Origin of the sequence: Microbacterium nanhaiense (assembly GCF_014646015.1) — a bacterium.
GTDB classification, from domain to species: Bacteria; Actinomycetota; Actinomycetes; order Actinomycetales; family Microbacteriaceae; genus Microbacterium; species Microbacterium nanhaiense.
Genome location: NZ_BMMQ01000008.1, coordinates 1 through 23,265 on the forward strand (window position 1 = coordinate 1; position 23,265 = coordinate 23,265).

Genomic DNA, 23,265 nt, shown 5'->3' on the forward strand with positions numbered 1-23,265 from the left:
CGCTCGCCAGCCTTACTACCGCTGGCTACGTGATCCTGTGACAAGCCGGGAGCTCGAGGAGGCGTATCGGGCGAACGCGCTGTTCGACGCGCACCGCGACGACCCGGAGTTCGGGTATCGGCTCCTCACCGACGAGGCCCGCGAGGAGGGCCAGGCGATATCGGATCGGACCGCGTGGCGGATCGCATCATCGAATGGCTGGTGGAGTGTGTTCGGGAAGAAGCGGAGCAAGAACGGCAAGAAGCCTGGCCCCGCCGTTCACGACGATCTCTGTGTCGTCATCGACGAGCACGGGCGTGAGCATCACCGGTTCGTGGCGTCCCGGCCGAACCAGCTCTGGCTGACCGACATCACGGAACACAAAACGAGCGAAGGCCGTCTTTACCTTTGCGCGGTCAAGGACGCTTTCAGCGGCCGGATCGTGGGCTACTCGATCGACCCGAGAATGAAGGCATCTCTCGCGGTCCGAGCCGTCCGTAACGCTGTCAGGATGCGCGGGAACGTGAATGGTTGCGTCGTCCATTCGGACAGAGGATCGCAATTTCGAAGCAGGAAACTACGCCGAGAACTCAGTCTCCATAATCTCGTCGGATCGATGGGGCGGGTTGCGTCTTGCGGGGACAACGCCGCGATGGAATCGTTCTTCAGCCTGCTGCAGAAGAACGTCCTGAACCGGCACTCCTGGGCCACCCGCGAGGAGCTGCGCATCGCGATCGTGACCTGGATCGAACGGACCTATCACCGTCGGCGCAGGCAGGTCCGCCTGGGCCGTTTGACGCCGATCGAGTTCGAGACCATCATGAACGAAGACCTGACCCTCGCGGCCTAACTAGAACTGTCACCAGTTCCTGCACCAGACCCCATCCCAGAAACCCTCGCGTAGCTTCTACATCGCGGGGGTTTTGCTTGGCCCTGGTGCGAGCGGTGGCATTTTCCCGGCTCCTTCGCTACTCCGACGCGTCGCTCGCGGGCACGACGATGCCGGTCACCTGGTACGAACTCGTCATCAGGTCCTCGAGGAGCTCGTGGTCGAGAGGCGGAGGCACGATCGTCTCGAAGGTGAATCGCAGCGGGATGGACGGGTTCATCCACACGGTCGAGTGCTTCTCCGCACCGCCCTCCCGATCCACCCAGGACAGAGTGAAGCTCTCGGATCGACGCATTCGCGTGACCATGACCGCCTTGAGGTGCGCCAGCAGGTGATCCGAGATGCGGATCTCGGTGAGCGACGAGCCGTACTGAAGCGTCCCCATGGCTTGACCATAGGGCAGACCGGTCCCCGCGGCTAGTACTCCCCCAATACTGCAACGATTTATGTCGTCATGACCGCCGATACGACCCCTTCTCCGCGCGGCGGTGCGGCCGATCTAGTAGTCGAAGTGGCCGCGGTAGGGAAAGTCCACATCGCCCGTGTCGCGCGGATCGAGTTGGACGGTCTCGACCGTGAGCGCGATCTGCGTGCTGGGCGTAATGAGCACGCTCACCGCGCGGTTGCCGACGACGGTGAATTCGACGAACCGCCCACCCGCGTCCACCGCCGCCTCGATGCGCCGCTTCAGATCATCCAGATCCTGGTTCTGCGCGAGCACAAAGGTCCCCGTATTCACCGCCAACTGGGTCTGCACCATCGTTCGGAGTTCATTCATGCCCGCCACCCTACGAGGCGGCGTGAACGTGCGCACGAGCCCTTGCGCAGTCCCCGCCGCTGTGGCATGCGGACGGGCCGAACCGTGCGGCGTCGCCGTCGCGCGGACTGCCCGTGCAGCTCGATCCTTCCTCGATTATCGAGCCAAGTACACGCCGGGCAACGGTCTCCGAGTGGCCTCAAACACGAGATGCGCGACGCCGTTACGCGCGCCCGACGAGCGTGGCGAACGCGCTGAGCCGGGCGACCGAATCGGCGTGGAAAGGCAAGTCGTCGAGAAGAGCCGGGCTGAAGAGCACGTATGCCGCGACCTTCGCGCGACTGATGGCCACGTTCAGGCGGTTCTGGAGCAGGAGGAACTCCGGCCCGCGCGGGGCGCTCCTGCCGGACGATGCGGCAAGCGTGAGGATCGCGATGGCCGCCTCCTGCCCCTGAAATTTGTCCACAGTTCCCACCCGCACCTCGCCGAAACCGGCGCGCGCGAGGGTCTGCTCGACCAGCTGTTGCTGGGCGTTGTACGGCGCGACGACGATGATGTCCGCCTGGGTGAGCGGCCGCGGCTCTCGCGGCGTGGCCACCTGCTCGTCGTCGATGTCGATCTCCGTGAACGACCGCCCGAGCACGTCGGCGACGATGCGCACGACCTCCGCGGCCTCCTCCGGTGACTCCGTCGCGTTTCCGCGATGCGCCACGGCGATCGGGTGCACGCCCGCGTCGATGCCCTCGACCGTGCGGAGCTCGGCGCCCGCCCGCGAACGCAGTTGTCCGCCGTAGGAGAGCCGCGACACGGGGGCGGCGACCGCGGGGTGGAGCCGCCAGGTTCGCGCGAGGAAGTACCCGTAGCCCTCGGGCAGCACGGCGGATCCCCGCATCAGCCAGCCGAGAGCCGAGGTGTCGACGGGTGCGGGGTGGGTGCCCTGGCTCACCTGCGGGAGCTGTTGCGGGTCGCCGAGGAGCAGCAGCCGCCGCGCCGACATCGACACCGCGATCGTCGACGCGAGCGCGAACTGGCCGGCTTCGTCGACGACGAGCAGGTCGAGGGCGCGGCGGTCGACGCGCGTGACGTTTGCGAAGTCCCACGCCGTACCGCCGATGACGTAGCCCTTGGATTTGGCCTGTTGGAAGGCCGAGAGCCCGTTGCGCGGAAGCACGGTGAAGCTCTCGCCGGCGGCGCGGGCGCCGCCCTTGAGCACCTTGCCGACGCCAGAGGCGGGCACACCCGCGGCGACGACGCGGTCGAGCATGTTCTCGACGACCGCGTGAGACTGCGCGACGACGCCCACCTTCCAGCCATGGTCGTTCACGAGCCGGGCGATGACGTGCGAGCCGACGTAGGTCTTCCCCGTTCCCGGAGGGCCCTGCACGGCGAGATAGCTCGGCACGCTGAGCAGCGAGAAGACGATCGCGTCGATGTCGCTGCCGATGGCGGACGACACGACCCGGCCCGCGTGATGATCGGCGCGCAGACCGCGCAGGATGTCGGTCGCCGGGTCGATCGGGAACGCGCCATCGGACGCCTGAACGTTCCGCTCGCCGCGGAGAAGACTGTCGGCCCACTCGTTGATCGCGCCCTGCTGGGCCCCGGCGGGAGGCGGCGAGCCGGGCGTCATCGCGACGGGAAGCTCGCGCCAGGTCTGGCCTGCGGCCGCGTACTCCTCGACGACCGCCCCATCATCAAGAACCTCGACGACGCGCACCTCCCTCGGCACGTGGATCCAGCGATTCGATGCCTCGGCGGGGAAGGGCGCCGGCGCCGGGTACAACACGAAGGGGTTCGCGCCCTCGCGAAGCCGCGTGCCGGGCGCAACGTCGCCGCGCAACTCGACGACGCGGCGCATCGCGCGTTTACCGTCGGGCGTGTGCCAGTCTTCGACGACATCGGATCGGCGGACGTCGACCACGACGACGTCTCGCGTCTCGCCCCAGAGCGACATCGGCTCGCGCAGGCGCTCGAAATGGGCCTGCCAGAAGGCGCGCGCCTCCCGCGGGTAGTAGTCGATCGCCGCGGCTGCCAGGCGGAGAGCCTGTTCGTCGGCGAGGCTGCGAACGTCGCCCGTCGCAACGTTCTCGTCGCCGGTCGCCGCATCGCACGCCTCGCGCATCTCGTCGGCCTTCGCGAGCAGCGCGAGGGCGCGGGGCGAGGGCTCGTAGGCGTCGGCGGGGCGATCGTCCGGTGCGGCGGGCAGCGCGCGCGTCTCACGGGCGCGCTCGATGAGCCAATCGCGCAAGCGCCGCGTCGACACGCAGTCGTAGCGGTTGTAGTCGGCGAGGGCGTCGAGCACGCGCTTCGCGTCGTCGGCACGACCCGCTTGCTCGAGCGCCCGCGCCTCGACGTAACGGATGATCGAGTCGTCGCCCTTCTGCACGTCCTGTGTACGGACCTCGTCACCCATGTAGAGCGGCTCGAGCTTCTTGATCGAGTACGACGGGCTCCCGATCCGGACGGCGTTCTTCACGACCGGATACAGGTCGACGAACAGCTCGTCGCGCAGCATGCGGTCGACCTCCGCCTCGCGCACCCCGTGGCGCGCTGCTATCTCGGCGAGATGCGTCGGCTCGTACGGGGCGTAATGGAAGATGTGCATGTCGGGGTGGGCCCGGCGCCGAGCCGCGATGAAGTCGCAGAAGCGCTCGAGCGCGCGCCGCTCGGCCGCGAAGTCGTGCGCCCACAGCGCCGTGTACTGCTCGCGCGTATCGACCCACCCGAAGAGGTAATCGAGCCCCCACGCCTCCCGGCCGCTCGGCAGCGTCTCGCTGTACAGCGGGTCGCCTTCGAAATCGAAGAAGATGTCGCCGTGATCCGGGCGCGGCATCACCCCGAGCGCCGCCGCGTTGACGACCTCGTAGAGCGGGGCACCGGATCCCGCTTTCTCGGTCTCCACCTGCAGACGCGCCTGCGTGCGCAACCGATCGAAGGCCTCGTCGCTCATGCGCGCGGGTTTCGTGGCCGCGCCCGCCAGCGCGTCGATCGTCGCGTAGCCGGCCTCGCGCAGCCGCTCCCGCGCCGCGGGCCGCATGCCGGCGACGAGGAGCACGTCGCGGTGCGCGGCGACCTGCTCCGCGCACGCCGCGCAGCGCCCGCATGCCTGCACCTCCAGCGCGCCGCGATCGTCGCCCCACTCGATCGCGGGCGTCGCGGATCCGGTCTCCACCCGCCGGTCTGCCACCAGCCGCTCGAGTCGCGCGCGGCGGACCCGGAACAGGGGCAACAGATCCGCGACGTCGTGCGTCGATACCGATCCGTCGCCCAGAAGCAGGTCGACCTCGTTCGCCCGCGGCACGCCCATCGCGTCGAGCTGGTCGACGTACGCGGCAAGCTGCATGAGCGCCGTCACGCGCGCCGTACGGGCGAGCTTGGTGTCCTGTACGCGCCACGCCCCGTCGTCGTCACGCACCAGGAAGTCGGCGAATCCGACGAAGTCACCCGCCGCGAAGGCGCCCTGGAATACCACCCGCGCATCGGGTGCGGCCAGGGCCTCCCGGGTGAGCCGCACGGCCTCGGCGAGCTCGTCCGCGCGCGCGGACGAGACGCGTTCGATCTCGACGACGGCGGATCCGTGCCGCGCGCGGTAGGCCGCGAGCGTGCGGGCCTCGTGGGCGTCGCCGAGGCGCGCCGCGCGCTCGAGCATCGCGTCGGCGGGGTCGTCGACGGCCGCGCATCGGCCCAGCTTGGCGTCGATCTGCCGAAGCCAGGCGAACTCACACTCGGCGGCGGCCTTGAGGTCGCTCGCGCTCCAGATGAGCCGCTGATCGTCGGGGGTGATGCGCATGATTCCACGGTAGTTGCCGCCACTGACAATCGAAGATGGGAGACTTGTCAGCGTGACCGACTTCGATTTCCTGAGCGCGTATCGTCACGGCTTCGCACGCGTCGCCGCATGCCACATCCCCGTCGCGATCGCGGATCCCGCGCGCAACGCGCAGGCCGTCGTCGATGCCGCGAAGAAGCTCGACGACGACGCCGTCGCCGTCGCCGTGTTCCCCGAGTTGTGCCTCACCGGCTACGCGATCGACGACCTCGTGATGCAGGACGTCGTCCTCGACGCGACGCGCGCCGCCATCGAACACATTCGAAACGAGTCGGAGTGGGTCATGCCGGTGCTCGTCGTCGGCGCGCCGCTCGCGTTCGAGGGGCGCATCTACAACTGCGCGGTCGTGATCCACCGCGGCAGGGTCATCGGCGTCGCGCCGAAGTCCTACCTGCCGAACTATCGCGAGTTCTACGAGCGCCGCTGGTACGCGGCCGGCGAGGGCGTGACGGGCACGATCCGCATCGGTCACGAGGACGTGCCCTTCGGAAACGACCTCCTCTTCGAGGCGAGCGACGTGCCGGGCCTTGTCGTGCACGCCGAGGTGTGCGAGGACATGTGGGTGCCGATCCCGCCGTCGTCGCGGGCCGCGCTCGCGGGCGCGACCGTGCTGCTGAACCTCTCCGGAAGCCCCATCACGATCGCCCGTGCCGACGTGAGGCGCGGGCTTGTCCAGTCGGCCTCGATGCGCGGGCTCGCCGCCTACGCCTATGCCGCCGCGGGCGTCGGCGAATCGTCGAACGACCTGTCGTGGGACGGGCAGACGATGATCTACGAGGCGGGCGCGCTCCTCGCCGACACCGAGCGCTTCCCCACCGGACCCACCTTCTCGGTCGCCGACGTCGACCTCGACACGCTCCGCCAGGAGCGGATCCGCCAGGGCACCTTCGACGACAACGCGCGCGCCTATGCGCGCGAGTTCCGGCGGATCCCCTTCACGCTGCGGCCGCCCAAGCACGACGTCGGCCTGCGTCGCCAGGTCGACAGGTTCCCCTTCGTTCCCGACGACCCCGCGCGCCTCGCGCAGGACTGCTACGAGGCGTTCCACATCCAGGTCGCGGGGCTCGAGCAGCGCCTCCGCGCGATCGGCGACCCGAAACCCGTCATCGGCGTCTCGGGCGGCCTCGACTCCACGCACGCCCTCCTCGTGATCGCGCGCGCTATGGATCGGATGGGTCGCCCGCGCAGCGAGATCCTCGCATACACGATGCCCGGATTCGCCACGAGCGAGCGCACGAAGAACAATGCGATCGCGCTGGCCAAGTCGATCGGCGCGACGATCGAAACGATCGACATTCGCCCCGCGGCGACCGAAATGCTCAAGCAGATGGGTCACCCGTTCGGATCCGGCGAGCCGGTCTACGACGTCACCTTCGAGAACGTCCAGGCCGGCATGCGGACCGACTACCTGTTCCGCCTTGCGAACCACCACGGCGGCATCGTCGTCGGGACCGGCGACCTGTCGGAGGCGGCGCTCGGCTGGTCGACCTACGGCGTGGGCGACCAGATGAGTCACTACGTCGTCAACAGCGGCGTGCCGAAGACGCTGATCCAGCACATCATCCGCTGGGTGATCGCGGACGGCACCGGCGTCTCGGAGGAGGAGGCGGAGGTGCTGCAATCGGTGCTCGACACCGAGATCTCACCGGAGCTCGTCCCGGCGGGGCAGGACGGCAAGGTGCAGTCGACCGAGAGCACCATCGGCCCCTACAACCTGCACGACTTCACGCTCGCGTACGTGCTGCGGCACGGATCGCGTCCGTCGAAGATCGCATTCCTCGCCTGGCATGCGTGGCACGATGCCTCGCAGGGCGCCTGGCCCGCGGGCTTCCCCGAGGGCGAGCGGCCCTCGTATCAACTCGATGAGATCGCGAAGTGGCTGCGGCTGTTCATCTCGCGCTACTTCGGTTTTGCCCAGTTCAAGCGCTCCGCTGTGCCGAACGGGCCGAAGGTCTCCCCCGTGGGGGCGCTGTCGCCGCGCGGCGACTGGCGCGCACCCTCCGACGGGAACGCGCGTGCGTGGCTCGCCGAACTGGATGCGGCGCTGCCGGAGACACCCGCCGCGCGCTGAGATTCTGACGATGCAGTGAGATTCTGACGACTTCGGCGGATCCGCCGGCGGATCTCGCGGAATCGTCAGAATCTCACGACGGGCTCAGTTCTTCCTCGAGAACACGCTCCGCAGGATTGCGAACACGATGGCCGCCACCGCGAGCACGATCAGCAGCTTGAAGGCCCAGAAGATCACCGAGAAGAGGATGTTGACGAGGAAGATCGCGATGATGATCGCGACGATCACGCCGAGAACGGTCCAGATTGTGCCCATGTTCATGGGCCCAGCCTACTGTTCGACGATGCTCCACCCGCCGGGAGCCCGGCGAACTCTGAGCTGAGCGGGGATCTGCTCCTTCATCGCGTCGACGTGACTGATCAGTCCGACGGTGCGACCACCCTGACGTAGGTCGTCGAGCGTGCGCATTGCCGTCTCGAGCGTCTCGGCGTCGAGAGACCCGAATCCCTCGTCGATGAAGAGCGTGTCGAGGCGGATGCCGCCCGCGCGGTTGGTGACGACCTCGGCGAGCCCCAGCGCGAGGGCGAGAGAGGCGAGGAAGGTCTCGCCGCCGGACAGCGTGTGCGGAGCGCGGGACCGCCCGCTGTAGGCATCGAAGACCTCGATTCCGAGGCCCGACGCACCCCTGCGCCGCGCGAGGGCGTCGGAATGCTGCAGCGCGTATCGGTTGTCGCTCATCTCGGCGAGCCTCACGTTCGCCGCGCCGACGATCTCTTCGAGTTCGGCGGCGAGCACGAAGGTTTCGAGGTTCATCTGCCGCGTATTGGGTGCTCGGCCGGCGACCGTGTCGGCGAGTCGCGTCACCACCGCGACGGCATCGGCGCGCTCGCGGATGCTCGCGTGGGCCGCGTGCGCCCGCTCGATGGATCCGCCGAGCGCCTTCGCGAGCCGGTCGGCGTCGCCGCGCGCCTCGATCGCCTCGACGTGCGCGGCGCGGGCGGCCGCGAGCGCGGCCTCGACGCCATCGAGGGCCACGGGCTCTTCGGGGATCGGCTCGCCGGAGAGTTCGTCGAGCGTCGCCTGGGCCATGGCGCGCCGGGTGTCGGCGCCCGTCACCGCGCGTTCGAGCTCCGCGAGAACGGCGGCCTCCCGCTGGGCGGCCATGGCGTGTTCGACATCGTCGAATTGCGCGTGCGCGAGGGCGTCGTTGAGCGCACCGCGCGCGGCGCGCACGGCCTCGAGGCTGCGCTCGGCGTCGCGGTGGGCGTCGGCGCAGCGCGTCGCATGCGACGCGAGCCGCTGGGCGGCACCGATGCGCTCGGCAACCGATGCATGGCCCCCGCGTGCGGCGTCGACGTCGAGACGCGCCTGCGCGAGCGCCTTCTCCGCCGAGGCAATCTCGGCCTCGATTCGACCTCGGCTACCGGTCAGCTCGCGGTGCGTGGCCGCGGCCTGCTCGCGCTCCGCTTCGAGCTTGCGGATCTGTGTCTGTAGCGACTCCTGCTGGGCGAGCGCCGCCTCGGCATCGGCCTTGCTGCGGCGTGCCGTCAGGAGATCGCCGTCGATCTCGGTCTCGCTTCGCCCGCCCGCCCGGGCCTCCGCGCCCCGAAGCGCGGCCTCCGCCTCGCGACGCGCGTCGGTGGCGCGGTCGTGCGCGACGACGGCCTCCTCCCGCGCGGCCTCGGCGGCGTCGATCGCCTCGGCCGTGACGGGGTCGTCGCCGAGTTTCGCAGGATTCGGGTGATGTGTGGATCCGCAGACCGCGCACGGTTCACCGGGCACCAGCCGTTGGGCGAGTTCGCCCGAGTATCCCGCGAGCCGCCGCCGGTGGAGGTCGTCGAGTGCGCGTTCGGCGGCATCTCGAGCCGCCTTCGCGGAGTCGAGCGCGGCCTCGGCCCGTGCGTACGTGGCGGCCCGCACCCCCACCTCCTGCACGGCGGCGAACTGTGCCTCGAGCGCGCGGATGTGCTCGTCGACCTGCTCGGCCCGTGCCGCCCTCGTGGCTGCGTCGTCGCGCTGCTTGCGCGCCGCGTCGAGGAGGCCGGGCAGAGCGCCTTCCCTCACCGCGAGCGCCGCCAGCTGCTCATCGAGTTCCGCGAGGCGTTCGCGCTTCTCGGCGATGCGTTGCTCGTCGCGGTCGAGCTCGCTCTCCCGGGTGCGGAGGGGCTCCCACGCACCGATGCGTCGCTTGAGGTCATCGGCGAAGGCCTGGAGGGTATCGGGATCCGCGTCGGCGGCCGGGGGCGCGGGGCTCGCATCGGGATCCGCGCCGGGCTCGGGAGCGGCCTCCGCATCTCTCGCGCGCGCCCAGGCCTCGCGCGCCCGATCGGCCTCGGCCCGCGTCCGGTCGTTGTCGTTCTCGGCGCGAGTCGCGGCCGCGATCGCCGTGCGTACCGTCTCCGCTCGCCGAGCGGCGGCGAGCTCCGCACGCCGTCGTTCGGTCTCGTCCCGCCCCGCGTCGAGCTCGGCCAGAGCCGAGAGCGCCGCATCGCGACGCCGCTGCTTCTCGGCGAGCGCCACCGCCTCGTCGCGCGCTCGCTCGGCCACCGCGCGCTCGGCGTCGGTCGCCGCCGCCCGGATCTCGGCCTCCTCTCGGCGCCCGAGCGCGACCCGGTGCGCCGCCTCTGCCTGCTCGAGTCGGGCCGCGATGTCGTTCGGATCGATCTCGGCGGCGATGAGTATCGAGAGCGCGTCGCCCACGCCCCGCGGAGCGGGATCCTCCGCCGTCGACGCATCATGCGGATCCGAGCGATCGGCCGTTCCGTCGCCGGCGCCCGTCGCCGACGCGTCGTCCGGCTCCGACGGAGCCTCGAGGAGGCGCACCTCCTCCACGCCGCGCAACGCCTCGTCGAGGATCGCGTTCAGTCCGATCCGCTGGTCTCGGATCGTCGCCTCGGCGGCCTTACGGCGCTCGTCGAGCGCCTGCTCGTACTGTTCGAATCGGCGGGTGCCGAAGAGCGAACGCAGCAGCTTCTGGCGGTCGTCGTTCTTGGCGAGGAGGAACTTCGCGAAGCGCCCCTGGGCGAGCAGGATGACCTGCTGAAATTGCTCGCCGTTCATGCCGACGATGTCTGCGACTCGCGAGTCGACCTCTTTTTCCTTCGTCGCCACACCGACCCAGCCGTCGCCATCACCCCGGAAGAGTTCGACGCTCGATCGCTCGAGGGTGGTGCCCGTGCCGCGCTGCTTCGGACGCTCGTAGGCCGGGGTGCGCACGATGCGCCAGGTGTCGTCTCCGACGGAGAAATCGAGGCTCACCCTGCTCGGTTCGCCCGGCTCCGCGTAGTCGCTGCGGAAACGCTTCTCACCGTCTGCCGCGCGCGGAGTCGTGCCGTAGAGCGCGAAGCAGATGGCGTCGAGGATGCTCGATTTCCCCGCCCCGGTGCGCCCGGAGATGAGGAAGATGCCGTCAGCCGCGTAGCGATCGAGGTCGACCGTCTGCGTGTCGCGGAAGGGCCCGAAGCCCTCGATCACGAGCCTTTCGATCTTCATGCCTGCTCCCCCGCCCGGATCTCGGACACGACCTCGGCGATGAGCTCGCGCTCGCGCTCGGATGCTCCCTCGCCCTCCCGCACGTGGCCGAGAAAGTCGTCGACGATCTGCGGGTCCGGTGTGCCCCGACCGACCCGGTCGCGATAGCTGCGCGCCGGGGATTCGGCGCGCTCGGGCCGGTACTCGATGGTCGCGCAATACGGGAATCGGGCGCGCAGCTTCTGCATCGGATCCTTCGGGGGGACCCTGTCCGTCAGGATCGCGCAGATCCATTCGTCATCGTGGCCTGGCGTGGCGAGGATCTCCTCGAGCGTGCCGGTGAGCGTCGTGTGCCCGCGCGGGATCGGCAGGTCGAGCCACTCGGCCCCCTCGAAGCCGCTCTCCGAGAGTTCGACGAGCCAGGATCCGCGGGGCTTGTTCGCCTCGCCGAAGCTGTAGTGCAGGGGGGCGCCGGAGTATCGAATGTGGGGACGCAGCTCGCTGCGGCCGTGGATGTGGCCGAGCGCGACGTAGTCGGGGCCGTCGAGATCGGACAGCGGTACCACGTCGAGGGAACCCTGGCGAAGGTCTTGTCTCACCTCGCGTTCGAGCTGGGGCGTCGCCTCGACACCCGCCGCGAAGCAGTGCGCGATTGACACCGACACGCCCCCGCGCTCGGCGCGGTCGGCGTTGATCAGACGCATTGCGTGCGCCATGACTTGCTGCTGGGTGCGCAGCGGCTCGTCCGGCCAGATGTGCCGCACGAGCGCCGGTTCGAGATATGGGATGCCGTAGAAGTGCACGCCATCGATCGTGATCGGTGTGCCGATCCGGCGCGGATCCGTCAGAATGTGCACGCCGTCGGCGAGCAGCGGCGCCTGGAAACCGAGCCGGGCCGCCGAATCGTGGTTGCCGCTCGTGACGACCACGCGCGCGCCCGCGTCGCGGATGCCTCGCAGCACGTCGGTGAGGATGCCGTAGCAATCGGCCGCCGGCATCGACGAGTCGAACACATCGCCCGCGACGACCACCGCGTCGACGCGATGCTCGCGCACCTGACTCACGAGTTCCTCGAGCACGCCGCGGAGCGCGTCGAGCATCGAGTTGCCGTGGAATGTGCGGCCGATGTGCCAATCGGACGTGTGCAGGATCCGCATGTGTCCACGCTATCTGCGACCCCCGACAAACGAGGTGCGCCGCTATGCTGACCGCATGGTCGACCACGACACCGAACTCGAGAAGCTGCGCGCCGCGGCCGAGGCCGCGCAGGCGGCGCTCGCGGCCGCGGAGAAGGCCGCCGCCGAGAAGGCCGCGGCGAAGCAAGCCGCCGAGAAGGCAGGAGCGGAGAAGGGCGCCGCCCCGGTGGACGGCCCGCTCCCGCCCACCGACGTCGATGCGATCGCGGCCGCGTATGCGTTCGAGGGCGAGGTCCTCGAGATCGGTGCGCTCGTGAACGGATCCGTCGTGCAGGACGCGCAGGTGCGGATCCCCCTTGCTATGCTCAACCGCCATGGGCTGATTGCCGGCGCGACCGGTACGGGCAAGACCCGCACGCTGCAGGGTCTCGCGGAACAGCTGGCCGAGAAGGGCGTGCCCGTCTTCGCCGCGGACATCAAGGGCGACCTGTCGGGGGTCGCCGTACCGGGCGAGGCGAGCGAGAAACTGCGCGCGCGGACCGCTCAGATCGGCCAGGACTGGCAGCCGAAGGCGTCGGCGACGGAGTTCTTCGTCCTGGGCGAGGGCGAGGGAATTCCGCTGCGGGCCACCGTCAGCGGCTTTGGCCCGCTCCTCCTGTCGAAGGTGCTCGGGCTCAACCAGACGCAGGAGTCGAGCCTGCGACTCGTGTTCCACTACGCCGACGAGAACGGTCTCGCACTCGTCGACCTCGAGGATCTGCGCGCCGTGCTCACGTTCCTCACGAGCGACGCCGGCAAGCCGGAGCTGAAGGGTATCGGCGGCATCTCGACCGCGACCGCGGGCGTGATCCTGCGCGAGCTGAGCGCCTTCGCGGCGGACGGCGCCGACGCGTTCTTCGGCGAGCCCGAGTTCGACGTGACCGACCTGATCCGGCTCGCGGACGACGGCCGCGGGATCCTCAACCTGCTCGAGCTGCCCGGTGTACAGAACAAGCCGGCGCTGTTCTCGACCTTCCTCATGTATCTGCTCGCCGAGCTGTTCGAGGTACTGCCCGAGGTCGGCGACCTCGACAAACCCAAGCTCGTGTTCTTCTTCGACGAGGCGCACCTCCTCTTCGCCGACGCGTCGGACGATTTCCTCGACTCCATCACCCAGACTGTGCGACTGATCCGGTCGAAGGGCATCGGCGTCTTCTTCATCACGCAGACCCCGAAAGACATCGCGGGCGACGTGCTCGCCCAGCTCGGATCCCGCGTGCAACACGCGCTGCGTGCCTTCACCCCGAACGATGCGAAGGCGCTGAAGGCGACCGTGAGCACGTACCCGACGTCGGGCTATGACCTCGAGCGGGTGCTGCAGGATCTCGGCACCGGCGAGGCGATCGTGACCGTGATGAGCGAACGCGGGGCGCCGACGCCCGTCGCGTGGACGCGCGTGCGGGCCCCGCAGGGTCTCATGTCGCCCGCGCCCGCGACGACCATCACCGCAGCCGTCAACGGATCCGCGCTGCGAGACAAGTACGCTGCTCGCGTGGATCCGGAATCGGCTCGCGAGATCCTCGCGGCGAAGATGGACGCCGCCCACGCCGCCGAGGCGCGCGCCGCCGACGAGAAGGCGGCCGCCGCGGCCCGGAAGGACGAGGCGGCGGCGCTCAAGGCGAAGCAGAAGGCCGACCGCGAGTACGAGAAGATGCTCCGCGAGATCACCCGCCCGCCGCGCACCCGCACGACGACGCGGCGCGCGCCCGCGTCGCCGCTCGACGATCTTCTCGGATCCTCGGCACAGAAGCTCGTCTCGGGCGTCGTGCGCGGCTTATTCGGGATCGGGCGACGCTAGCGTCCCTCTACGCGGATAGGCTGACCATGGCGGTCGCCGAAGACATGGTGGGCGGCCGACCGCTCCGGAAGGCGATACGCGCATGACCGACAGCACCTATCCGAACCGCCCGCTCGCGGGTCGTAGCATTCGTCCGCTCGCGCTGGGCACGGCCGGATGGTCGTTCACGGAGGGCGTGACCGATGAGCGGATCCTCGACACGGCCGCGGCAGCTCTCGAATATGGACCGATCCTGTTCGACACCGCGCTCGCGTACACGACGCCCGACCTCTCCGCGAACAGCGACCGTCTCGTCGGCGAGGTCGTGCGCCGGCGCGGATCCGATGTGGTGGTAAGCGCGAAGGGCGGCCATTACCGCGACGCGACGGGCTTCCCGAAGGACGGTCGACCGGAGGAGATCCGCAAGAACCTCGACGTGACGCTGCGCGAGATGGGTGTGGAGGCCGTAGACGTGTATTCACTGCACCACGTCGATCCGAACGTGCCGATCGAGGACAGCGTGGGCGCGATCGACGAGCTGCGCTGGGAGGGCAAGGTGCACCACGTGGGAGTGTCGAACGTGTCGGTCGAGCAACTGCGGGCAGCGGCATCGGTGACGCGCATCGCGACGGTGCAGAACCGGCTCTCACCGTACGTCCACACGAGCCTAGACGTACTCGCGGAGGTCGAGAAGCAGGGTGCGCTGTTGCTCGCCTACTCCCCCACGCAGCCCGCGAAGGACACGCCCGCTGAGCTGACTGCCGTTGTCGAGGCGATCGCCGCAGAACGCGGCATCAGCCGCCAACAGGTCGCGCTCGCGTGGCTGCTCGGGCTCTCCGACGCGGTCGTGCCGATCGTTGGATCCACGCGGCGCGCGACGCTACAGGATTCGTTCGCGGCGCTCGAAGTGGTGCTGACGGGCGAGGAGCGTCGGCGGATCGACGGCTCGGCGTGAGCGTTATTGGTCCTCTAAGCCGACTGGCACGTTCGATGCCGGTCAACCAACATATCTGAAGGTGGTCTCGTGCACGGGTCCCGGTGCTTCCTGAAACCACCGGTATCGATCCGGGACCGAGAAATGTAGTCAGATTGCGGAACCCGAGAGCGGGGACGGGGACGTGCTCAGGGCTGCCGTGGATCGCCTCGGGCGAGCAAGGGCTCCACGGTCGCCTCGGCGACGTCGGTCTGAACAAGTTCAAGCAGACCTGCCACGCCTCTACGGAGGAACCGTGCCGCGTATAACACCGACAGAGAATCTCCGCCGGTTCATGCGCCCTTCACCACCGCGGCAACCGCGCAACAAATCCCGGATCGTGCCGTCGCATGTAGCCCGCGTCATCACGCTCCCGTAGCGCGCTCTCGAGATACACCCGATGCTGTCGTTCCAGTGCGTCGTGATCGAGTTCGACGCCGAGCCCGGGCGAGGTGGGCACCGCGACGGCACCGTCCACGATCTCGATCGCACCCGGCGCGATGACGTCGTCGTCGCGGTTCCACGGGTAGTGGGTATCGCAGGCGAAGGTGAGCGAAGGCGTCGCGGCGGCGACGTGCGTCATGGCCGCGAGCGAGACGCCCAGGTGCGAGTTCGAGTGCATCGAGAGCCCGATGCCGAACGTCGAACAGATTGCGCCGAGCTCGCGCGTGTGACGCAGCCCACCCCAGTAGTGGTGGTCGCCCAGGATGATCTGCACGGCATCTTTCCGCACCGCTTCGGCAATGTCTTCGAAGGCGACGACGCACATGTTGGTCGCGAGCGGCAAACCCGTGCGCGCGCGAACCTCAGCCATTCCGTCGATCGTGAGTACCGGATCCTCGAAGTATTCGAGCACATCGCACAGCTCGTGTGCGACACGCCTGGCGGTATCGACGGTCCACGCTCCGTTCGGGTCGATGCGCAGCGGATATCCGGGAAACGCCTCGGCGAGCGCGCGGACCGCGGCGACCTCTTGCTCCGGTGGGAACACCCCGGCTTTCAGCTTGATCGATTCGAAACCGTACCGATCGATGAGCGCCCGCGCCTGGCGCACGATTCCGGCGGGATCGAGCGCCTCGCCCCACGCATCCGGCTCGACCCCGAGATGCCCGGCGAGCTTATAGAAGAGATACGCACTGTACGGCACCGCGTCCCGCGCCCTCCCACCGAGCAACTCGACAACGGGGATCCCCAGAACCTTCCCCTGTGCGTCGTGACACGCGACATCGATCGCGGAGAAGACGATGCTCGTGTCTTGCCCGCCGCCGAGCCGTTCGACGACAGCACGTTCGATCCCGGCCAGGTCGAAAATGTTCTTTCCCACGACCGCGTCGCGCACCGCTTCGAGTCGAGCGGCCACCGCGGTGCCGCCACGGCCCTCCCCGATCCCGACGACGCCGCCGTCGACGACGAGCTGCACGATCGTGCGCAGTGCGAGCGGCTCGTGCAGGCCGGCCGCGTTGAGCAGCGGAGCGTCCCGAAACGCGATGGGGGTGACGGCAAGGTCCCGAATGATCATCATGTCCTCCTACGACAAGGTGCCGCAGAACGATGCGCATCGTTCTGCGGCACCTTGATTGTGCTTATTCGTTCGGTAGCCGCAGCGACGGCACCGCGAGCATTCCCGACGACAGCGCGTGCGTTGCTGCGTCGAGATCCTGCATGCGGAAACGCTGACCGTACTTCTTCCGACTCAGCGCGACACTCGCCGTCACCGATTCGTCGTCGACCAGCGAGTTCGCCGCCGTGTTGTAGATCGTCACCTCGATCTCGTTCGACCCCTGCCGCAGCAGATTCCCGATCTGCACCTCATATGGTGCGCGCCACGCGATGCCGGCCTCGATACCGTTGACGCTGACCACCGCGATCACCCCGATGGGCGAGGTGATTCCCACGCGATACGCGCGGCCGCGGTTGCCCACTCGCTCACCGGATCCGGCATCGATCGGCTCCACGTCACCGAAGTCGATGACCGCGCCCTCGACGGGCCCGGTCACCTCGACGGTCGTCGTATAGCTCGCGGACCCGGAATACGCGGCGAGCGCGTCGTCGTCTTCCCAGCGGTGCGGGACGGTGACGGGCTTCGCCTCATCGCCGAACGACACCGACCATCCCGTATCGAGGTCGACGCGACGGTCGAGACTCGGCGTGGCGGGCACGGCGTGCGCGACGCCGTCGAAGGCGACGAGCACGGCCGCCTCATAGGGCTGCAACACGAACTCGATGGTGCCGCAGCCGTCGAAGGCCGCGACCACCCGACCGGTGACGGCATCCCAGCGTTCGACCGACTGGCGGGCCGTCCGCAGCGTGCCCGAGAAGCTGACGGTCTCGTCGCCCGTGTTCGCGACGAAGAACACGTCGTTTCCCGCCACGCGACGGTGGAGTAGCCCGATGGATCCCCCGGGGGAGTTCTCGTACGAGATCGGTGACGGCGCTACGGCGGAGAGCGCCTCGGCGAAACCCTCACCGCTGGTCGGGGCATTCAGCACCGTGCCGCCCGCAGCCTCCACACGATCGAGCCACGCCTGCACGGCGGCAGGTGCTTTCTGAACACCGGGCACAACAACCAAGCCGTAGCGGGCGGGGTCGACGACGTCCATCGCCTCCGCATCGATCACGTCGAAGTCGTACCCACCCTCGCGAATCGCCCCGGGGATTGCCGTGCCGACATATGCACGAGTGCCGGCCCAGAGGTTCATCGAGTCGGATTCACGCGAGTCGATCAGCGCGCGCACCTCGGGGTACGGGGCATAGATCGCGATATCGCTTGCGCGCTTTCCCTGCCGAAACAGCCACGACAGCCGGTGGATGTACCGCGATACCTCGGGCATCGCGGGCCACCACGGGTTGCGCTCGTCGAGAGCGCCCGCCGCGTAGAAGATCCAACCGAAACCGTCATCGGACGGCTCATGATAGGGCCAGCCGTGTCCGATGAAGTGGTTGATGCCGAGAAGCAGATGCTCGTGCACCTCACCGACGAGGTCGATCGGCACCGCGCGGAACGAGGGCGAATGCACCCAGGTCCACACCTCGGCCGAGACAAGCTCCTCCCCGTAAAGGGAAGCTGCCGACGACGCCCAGCGGGTCTGTGTGATTTCCTTCCAGCCCCATCCTTCGCCCTCGATGCGATCGGCGGAACGGTAGCTGCTCACGGTCGCCGGCGGCTCGCCATAGCTCTGGATCCGGAACGGCACACCGCGCCCGGCCGCCCAGTCGCGCAGCCTGGCGACAAAGTTCTCTTCGTAAAGCTCGCTGAGCGTGCCGTAATAGTCGTTACGGAACTGCGCGGATCCGTCGGAAGTGATGAACAGCGTCCAGAGCTGCTCGCGCGGGTCGTACCCGCGACGTTCTATGAAGTCATCGATGAGCGTCGGCGTCCAGTCGGCCCGGTACACCTCGAGGCTGTCGCAGAAAGCGGAGCCGATGAGTTCGGCGGGGATCGCGTCGAGCATCGGATCGCAGACGTAAGCGATGTGTGCATCGGTCGCGAGTTGTGAATAGTGGTCGAGCACGGGCCCCTCGGCACCGGCCGCGGCGCGCTTGACGAACTGGCCCGTCAACCGCGACCACGCGACGAGCACCACGCGAGGCCCGTTACCCTGCGGGATGATGAAGGCCTCGCCGTCGGCATCGAGACGCTCGAACGACACGGGCGTCTCCTGCGAGGATCCGGCGCCGACGTATGCCGCGATGAACTCGTCACCCGGCCAGGACCCGCGGATCGGTACCCGTGTCTCGCCTTCCGTGACCTCGTGCTGTTCCCAGAAGATGCGCCGCGCGGCCGTCGTCTCGTCGATGTGCGGTCCGCCGAACGACCACCCGCTTCCCAGAGTGATGTCGAATCGCATGCCGCGGTCCCGAGCTTCCTCTGCCGCGTACCGCATGTTGGCGAGGAACGTCTCGGACATGAACCGATCGGTCTCCTCCGACAGGGGATAGACGACCGATACCTCGACCCCGCCATAGCCCGCGTCGCGCATCGTGTCGAGCTGTGCCGAGAGCTGATCGCGCTTCACGGACGGGCCGAACCACCACCAACGAGTCATCGGTGCAGCGGACGGATCGGGGGTCTGGAAGCCTGCCCGGAGGCTATCGATGTCTGTGATGCCGCTCATGTGCGATCTCCTGTGTCGTTGTTGTCACAAAGTCGGATGAGGGGTGCGGGGCGAACAACCGCCCCGCACCCCGTGGCGTCAGCCGTCGTATGCGGCCTGCAACTGGGCGAGCGCGTCGTCGACCGAGAGACCTGAGGCGAACATGTCTTGAATCACCTGGAAGTGGGTCTGCTGAACCTCGGCGTTGGGCCAGGTCTGGTCGGGATAGGTCGATACCTTGCCCGCGTCGATGTACTCGGCGATGGTTGCTAGTGGTTTGTTATCCGAGGGCAGCTGGGACGTGTCGGTCGGCACACCGTAGGCGACAGCGCTGAACTCGGTCTGGTGCGTCGCCATGAAGTCGAGGAACTTCTTGGCGTTCTCCATGTTCTTGCTGTCTTTGCTGATCCCGTATGCGCCACCCATCGCGACGGGAAGGTAAACATCGTCTTCCGCGTCGGCGCCGGGAAGCCCGTAGAAACCGATCTCGGTGTCTCCGGCCGCTTCTTGAATCTGCGACATCGTCGCGTTCGTCGCGACGATCGCGCCCGCTTCGCCGGCCGAAACCATGCGGATTGCTTCTTCCGAGGGCGTACCGGTCGGGCTGTCTTGGAAGCAGTCGTTATCGGCCATCTCCATGTACATATCGAATGCGTCGCGCCAGCCGGAGTCGGCGAAGTTCGCGGTGCCGTCATCCATTTGCTGGTTGAAGTCCGGATCCTGCGCGTACACCGTCGAAGCGACGAGTGCGTACGAGGTCAGCTGAGTGTGAGCAGGCGTCTGGAGCCCCACCGCGAAGGGAACGTATCCAGCATCGGACAGGGCATGACAGGCGTTCAACAGTTCGGGGTAGGTTGTGGGCACCTCCACGCCCGCGTCCTCGTACACCGCGGTGTTGTACATGGCGCCGATGGCGCCGTACACCATCGGGAGCATGTAGGTCTTGCCGTCGTATTGGGCCAGGTCCTTCTGCTCCTCGGGAACGATGTCGACCCACGATTCGTTCGAGAGATCCTCCAGCACGCCTTCCTTCGCGACGTTCCACACCGACATCGAGTTCGCGCCGCCGGACCAGACGTACAGGATGTCAGGCGCTGTGCCGGAGGCGAGCTGCGTGCGGGCCGTCTGCTGGTACTGGTCCGTGCTCGCCGTCGTGGTTTCGACCTTGATGTCGGGGTTCTCGGCCATGAACTGCTCGGCGACAGCCTTGATCGCCAGGTCGTACGAACTCGGTCCGGCGATCGTGAGGGTGTCTCCTCCACCCCCACCGCCGCCGGTTCCTTCGCTGCACGCGGTAAGCACGAGCGCAGCCGTAGCAACCGCGGCTCCCACCGTCAGCGAGCGCCTCATTGCGTTCTTCATGATGTGATTCCTTTCTCGGGACAAGTTCCTGTGCACGGCGGTCTCAGCCCTTGAGACCGCCGGCGAAGCCTTGAATCATGCGTTGCTGCATCGCGAGGAACGCGATGAGGATCGGCGCAAGACCGATGAGCAGTCCTGCGAAGACGATGTGCCACTGAGAAGCGAACTCGCCGACGAACGAGAAGATCGCGACCGGAATGGTCTCTTGGCCTGTACCGCTCAGGAAGAGGTTCGGGACGAGGAAGGCATTCCACACGTCGATGGCACTGAGGATCAGGACCGTGCCCGTGATGGGCTTCATGAGCGGGAAGACGACGAGCCAGAAGGCTCGCAGTGGGGTTGCGCCGTCGATCATTGCTGCCTCCTCGTACTCGGATCCGAGCGACCGCAGGAATCCCGTGTACAGGAAGATCGATAGCGACAGATTGGATCCGATGCCGTAAACGATCACGGCCCAGTGCGTTCCGAGAAGATGCATGTCACGCATGAGCTGATAGAGCGGAATCAGCGCAAGCTGGAACGGGACGATCAGCCCGAGTAGGAAGAGCGCGAGAAGGCGGCCGCTCCACCGGTTCGTCCAGCGTGCGATGAAGTAGCCGGCCATCGACGATACGAGGACGACGACGGCGACGCTGACCACCGTGATGATGACGCTGTTGAGGATCGCCGACCCCAGATCGGCCTCGTTCCAGGCCTGCACGAAGTTCGACAACGACAGCGTGCTCGGCAGCGCAAGAGGCGAGTTCGCGGCTTCCTGCGGGGTCTTGAAGGCCGTGACCACGAGCGTGTAGAGCGGGAAGGCGTAGACCGCTGCGATGACGATGATGGCGATCTCGAGCCCGAAAGTACGAATGGAATAGCGTGCCGTGTTCACGATGCGGCCTCCTCATTGCGGCGAAGGAACTTGTACTGCAGGGCGGAGACAAGCGAGACGATGAGTGCGAGCACGAGAGCGACCGCCGTGCCGTAGCCAAACTCCCCGTAGTTGAAGGCCCTGAGGTACTGGTACACCGTGAGGGTCTGCGTCGCGTCTCCCGGTCCGCCGCCCGTCATCGCATACACCTGATCGAAGACCTTCAGACCGATGACCGACGACAGAATGATGTTGATCGTGACCGAGGGCGCGAGCAGTGGGAAGGTGACCTTGAAAAACGACTGGAATTTGCTTGCGCCGTCCACCTCCGCGGCCTCAAGGATCTCCTTCGGCACTCCCTGCAGACCGGCAAGGTAGATCACCATCGAATAGCCGGTGTACTGCCAGGTGATCACGATGATGATCGCCCACAACGCGAGCTTCGGATCCCCAAGCCAGCTCTGCTTCAGTGCGTCGAGGCCGACGAGTTCCAGCACGCTGTTGAGGGTGCCGTTGTTCGAGTAGATGTACTGCCACAGAAACGCGAGGATGACGGGTGTCAGCACCGCGGGCGTGAAGAAGATCGTGCGCAGCACGAATCGCGACTTGATGCGCGAGTTCAGCGCGACCGCCAGCCCGAGACCCGCCACGTTCTGCAGGATCGGGAACGTGATCGCGATCAGCAGTTGGTTCAGCAAAGCTCGAAGGGCCGACGGATCCGTCGCCACACGGACGAAGTTATCGAACCACGTGAAGTTCCAGCCCGCGCTCAGACCATTCCAGTCGGTAAAGGCGAGAACCGCGCCCGATGCGAGTGGGTACAGCATGGCGAGGATGTACAGCGCGAGAGCCGGCAACACGAACCACACGGGTACGCGAAAACGTGACGATCGCACGAATCGGGTCTTCTTCCTTCCCGACGAGTTACGGGGCTGGACCAGCGTCGCGGTTTCCGCGACCCGTGCTGACGACAGCTGATTGGCACTCATGGTTCTCCATCGAACGAGGTGTGTGATGCCCGAAGCACGCGCGGCGTGACGGCCTCTTAGAACGTTTCACTTCGGGGACACTGCCAACGTATGGTCCGCTGGAGAACAGCGTCAAGAACCCAAATCGCTATCGACGCAATAGGAAAATGCTTTCAGTAGTGCCTCATTCGCGACCGTCCGAGAGATGTCCTGGGAGTGCCTGCATGAGAAACGCCTGGGCCGCAGGAGCGAGGGCGGCACGCCGGTGCACCAGGAACACCTCGAGCTCCTCGTTGGTCATGAGCTCGTAAACATGCAGCCCTGCCTCCTTGCACAGGTCACGCCATGCCTCGCTGAGGATGGCCACGCCCGCTCCTGCGAGGACGAGCGGCAAGATCGCCTCCCGATGCTCGGTCTCGACTGAGATTGAGGTCGACTCGTTCGCCGCGATGACGTTATCCGCGACGCGACGCATCCCCGTGCCCTTCTGCCCCGCGATCAGGCGTTGGCCTTCCAGCTGCTCGATCGACACGGCTGGCCCCTCGGCGAGCACCTCCGTAGGCGGGGAGGCGACGATAAAACGTTGCCGCCCCAGCGGGTGCGCGACGAGGTCCTCCAGCTCGAGGCTCACGAGCGAACCGACGATCGCGAGTTCGGCGCCGCCTGCGCGTACCACGGACAACGCCTCGGTAACCGTCGACGCGGCCTTCAGGGATATCTGGATCAGCGGATAGCGAGAGACGAACTTCGTGATGATGGGGGCCAAAGGGGCGACCGCCTGCGACGGCATGGTCGCGAGCACGAGCACACCCTGCCGCAGGCCGTTGACGGCGTCGACGTGAGCTCTCGACAGGTCCAGCCAGTGCAGCACCTGTCGTGCCGGCGTGATGAGCGCTTCACCTGCCGGGGTGAGGACCAGCCGACGGCCGGAACGGTGGAACAACTCCGCCTCAAGGTCGCGCTCGAGCGTCTTGATCGACTGCGAGACGGACGGCTGCGCCACGAACAAGCGGGTGGCGGCCGCGCGCACGCTCCCCTCATCGACAACCGCCAGGAAGTACTCGAGCTGTCGTGCATCCACGGTGTCTCCTTCGACGCAGATTGAATAGGTGCTTCCTATCATTCAT

Annotated in this window: 16 protein-coding genes; 4 read left to right on the top strand and 12 right to left on the bottom strand. The window is 67.5% G+C overall.

The annotated features are described in order from the left end of the window. The coding region (locus IEX05_RS12010; protein WP_188702204.1) for an IS3 family transposase at positions 1 to 829 on the top strand (829 nt) is incomplete at its 5' end. Between the two features lie 118 nt (positions 830 to 947). Here the strand turns inward: IEX05_RS12010 and IEX05_RS12015 are convergent. From IEX05_RS12015 to IEX05_RS12025, 3 genes are all read right to left on the bottom strand, one after another. Beyond that, a complete protein-coding gene (locus IEX05_RS12015) occupies positions 948 to 1,253 on the bottom strand; it encodes a DUF7882 family protein (RefSeq protein WP_188702207.1) in 306 nt (101 codons plus the stop codon). Positions 1,254 to 1,367: 114 nt separating this feature from the next. Then, positions 1,368 to 1,646: a hypothetical protein gene (locus IEX05_RS12020; RefSeq protein ID WP_188702209.1), complete on the bottom strand. Its 279-nt coding sequence runs from the start codon at positions 1,644 to 1,646 to the stop codon at positions 1,368 to 1,370. A gap of 202 nt (positions 1,647 to 1,848) precedes the next feature. Then, a complete protein-coding gene (locus IEX05_RS12025; RefSeq protein WP_188702211.1) occupies positions 1,849 to 5,415 on the bottom strand; it encodes a TM0106 family RecB-like putative nuclease in 3,567 nt (1,188 codons plus the stop codon). 52 nt (positions 5,416 to 5,467) lie between these two features. Between IEX05_RS12025 and IEX05_RS12030 the strand changes: the two genes are divergently transcribed. Then, positions 5,468 to 7,525 carry an NAD(+) synthase gene (locus IEX05_RS12030; protein WP_188702213.1) on the top strand — a complete coding sequence of 686 codons (2,058 nt, stop codon included), beginning with the start codon at positions 5,468 to 5,470 and terminating at the stop codon, positions 7,523 to 7,525. A gap of 84 nt (positions 7,526 to 7,609) precedes the next feature. Here IEX05_RS12030 and IEX05_RS12035 read toward each other — a convergent pair whose 3' ends face one another. From IEX05_RS12035 to IEX05_RS12045, 3 genes are read right to left on the bottom strand one after another with little or no spacing between them, the layout of a single operon-like run. After that, positions 7,610 to 7,786: a hypothetical protein gene (locus tag IEX05_RS12035; protein ID WP_188702215.1), complete on the bottom strand. Its 177-nt coding sequence runs from the start codon at positions 7,784 to 7,786 to the stop codon at positions 7,610 to 7,612. A gap of 9 nt (positions 7,787 to 7,795) precedes the next feature. After that, positions 7,796 to 10,957 carry an AAA family ATPase gene (locus IEX05_RS12040; protein ID WP_188702217.1) on the bottom strand — a complete coding sequence of 1,054 codons (3,162 nt, stop codon included), beginning with the start codon at positions 10,955 to 10,957 and terminating at the stop codon, positions 7,796 to 7,798. Beyond that, positions 10,954 to 12,093: an exonuclease SbcCD subunit D gene (locus IEX05_RS12045; protein ID WP_188702219.1), complete on the bottom strand. Its 1,140-nt coding sequence runs from the start codon at positions 12,091 to 12,093 to the stop codon at positions 10,954 to 10,956. Before IEX05_RS12045 ends, IEX05_RS12040 begins: the two co-directional genes overlap by 4 nt. 55 nt (positions 12,094 to 12,148) lie before the next feature. Between IEX05_RS12045 and IEX05_RS12050 the strand changes: the two genes are divergently transcribed. Then, positions 12,149 to 13,909 carry a helicase HerA-like domain-containing protein gene (locus IEX05_RS12050; RefSeq protein WP_188702221.1) on the top strand — a complete coding sequence of 587 codons (1,761 nt, stop codon included), beginning with the start codon at positions 12,149 to 12,151 and terminating at the stop codon, positions 13,907 to 13,909. Positions 13,910 to 13,991: 82 nt separating this feature from the next. Next, positions 13,992 to 14,843, top strand: a complete 852-nt coding sequence (locus IEX05_RS12055; RefSeq protein ID WP_188702223.1) for an aldo/keto reductase — start codon at positions 13,992 to 13,994, stop codon at positions 14,841 to 14,843. A gap of 322 nt (positions 14,844 to 15,165) precedes the next feature. On the opposite strand, the gene IEX05_RS12060 is transcribed toward IEX05_RS12055, so the two are convergent. From IEX05_RS12060 to IEX05_RS12085, 6 genes are all read right to left on the bottom strand, one after another. Then, the gene (locus IEX05_RS12060) at positions 15,166 to 16,383 is read right to left on the bottom strand and encodes an enolase C-terminal domain-like protein (protein ID WP_373286304.1); all 1,218 of its coding nucleotides are present in this window, start codon (positions 16,381 to 16,383) and stop codon (positions 15,166 to 15,168) included. Between the two features lie 61 nt (positions 16,384 to 16,444). Next, positions 16,445 to 18,976 (bottom strand): glycosyl hydrolase, encoded by a 2,532-nt coding sequence (locus IEX05_RS12065; RefSeq protein WP_188702225.1) that lies wholly within the window; start codon positions 18,974 to 18,976, stop codon positions 16,445 to 16,447. Between the two features lie 78 nt (positions 18,977 to 19,054). Next, positions 19,055 to 20,317, bottom strand: coding sequence for an ABC transporter substrate-binding protein (locus IEX05_RS12070; RefSeq protein WP_188702227.1), 1,263 nt, complete (start codon positions 20,315 to 20,317; stop codon positions 19,055 to 19,057). A gap of 43 nt (positions 20,318 to 20,360) precedes the next feature. Beyond that, positions 20,361 to 21,191 carry a carbohydrate ABC transporter permease gene (locus tag IEX05_RS12075; protein WP_188702229.1) on the bottom strand — a complete coding sequence of 277 codons (831 nt, stop codon included), beginning with the start codon at positions 21,189 to 21,191 and terminating at the stop codon, positions 20,361 to 20,363. Then, entirely contained in the window at positions 21,188 to 22,159 is a 972-nt protein-coding gene (locus IEX05_RS12080; protein WP_188702231.1) for a carbohydrate ABC transporter permease, read from the bottom strand. Before IEX05_RS12080 ends, IEX05_RS12075 begins: the two co-directional genes overlap by 4 nt. A gap of 163 nt (positions 22,160 to 22,322) precedes the next feature. Continuing rightward, positions 22,323 to 23,219: a LysR family transcriptional regulator gene (locus IEX05_RS12085; protein ID WP_188702232.1), complete on the bottom strand. Its 897-nt coding sequence runs from the start codon at positions 23,217 to 23,219 to the stop codon at positions 22,323 to 22,325. Positions 23,220 to 23,265 lie beyond the last annotated feature (46 nt).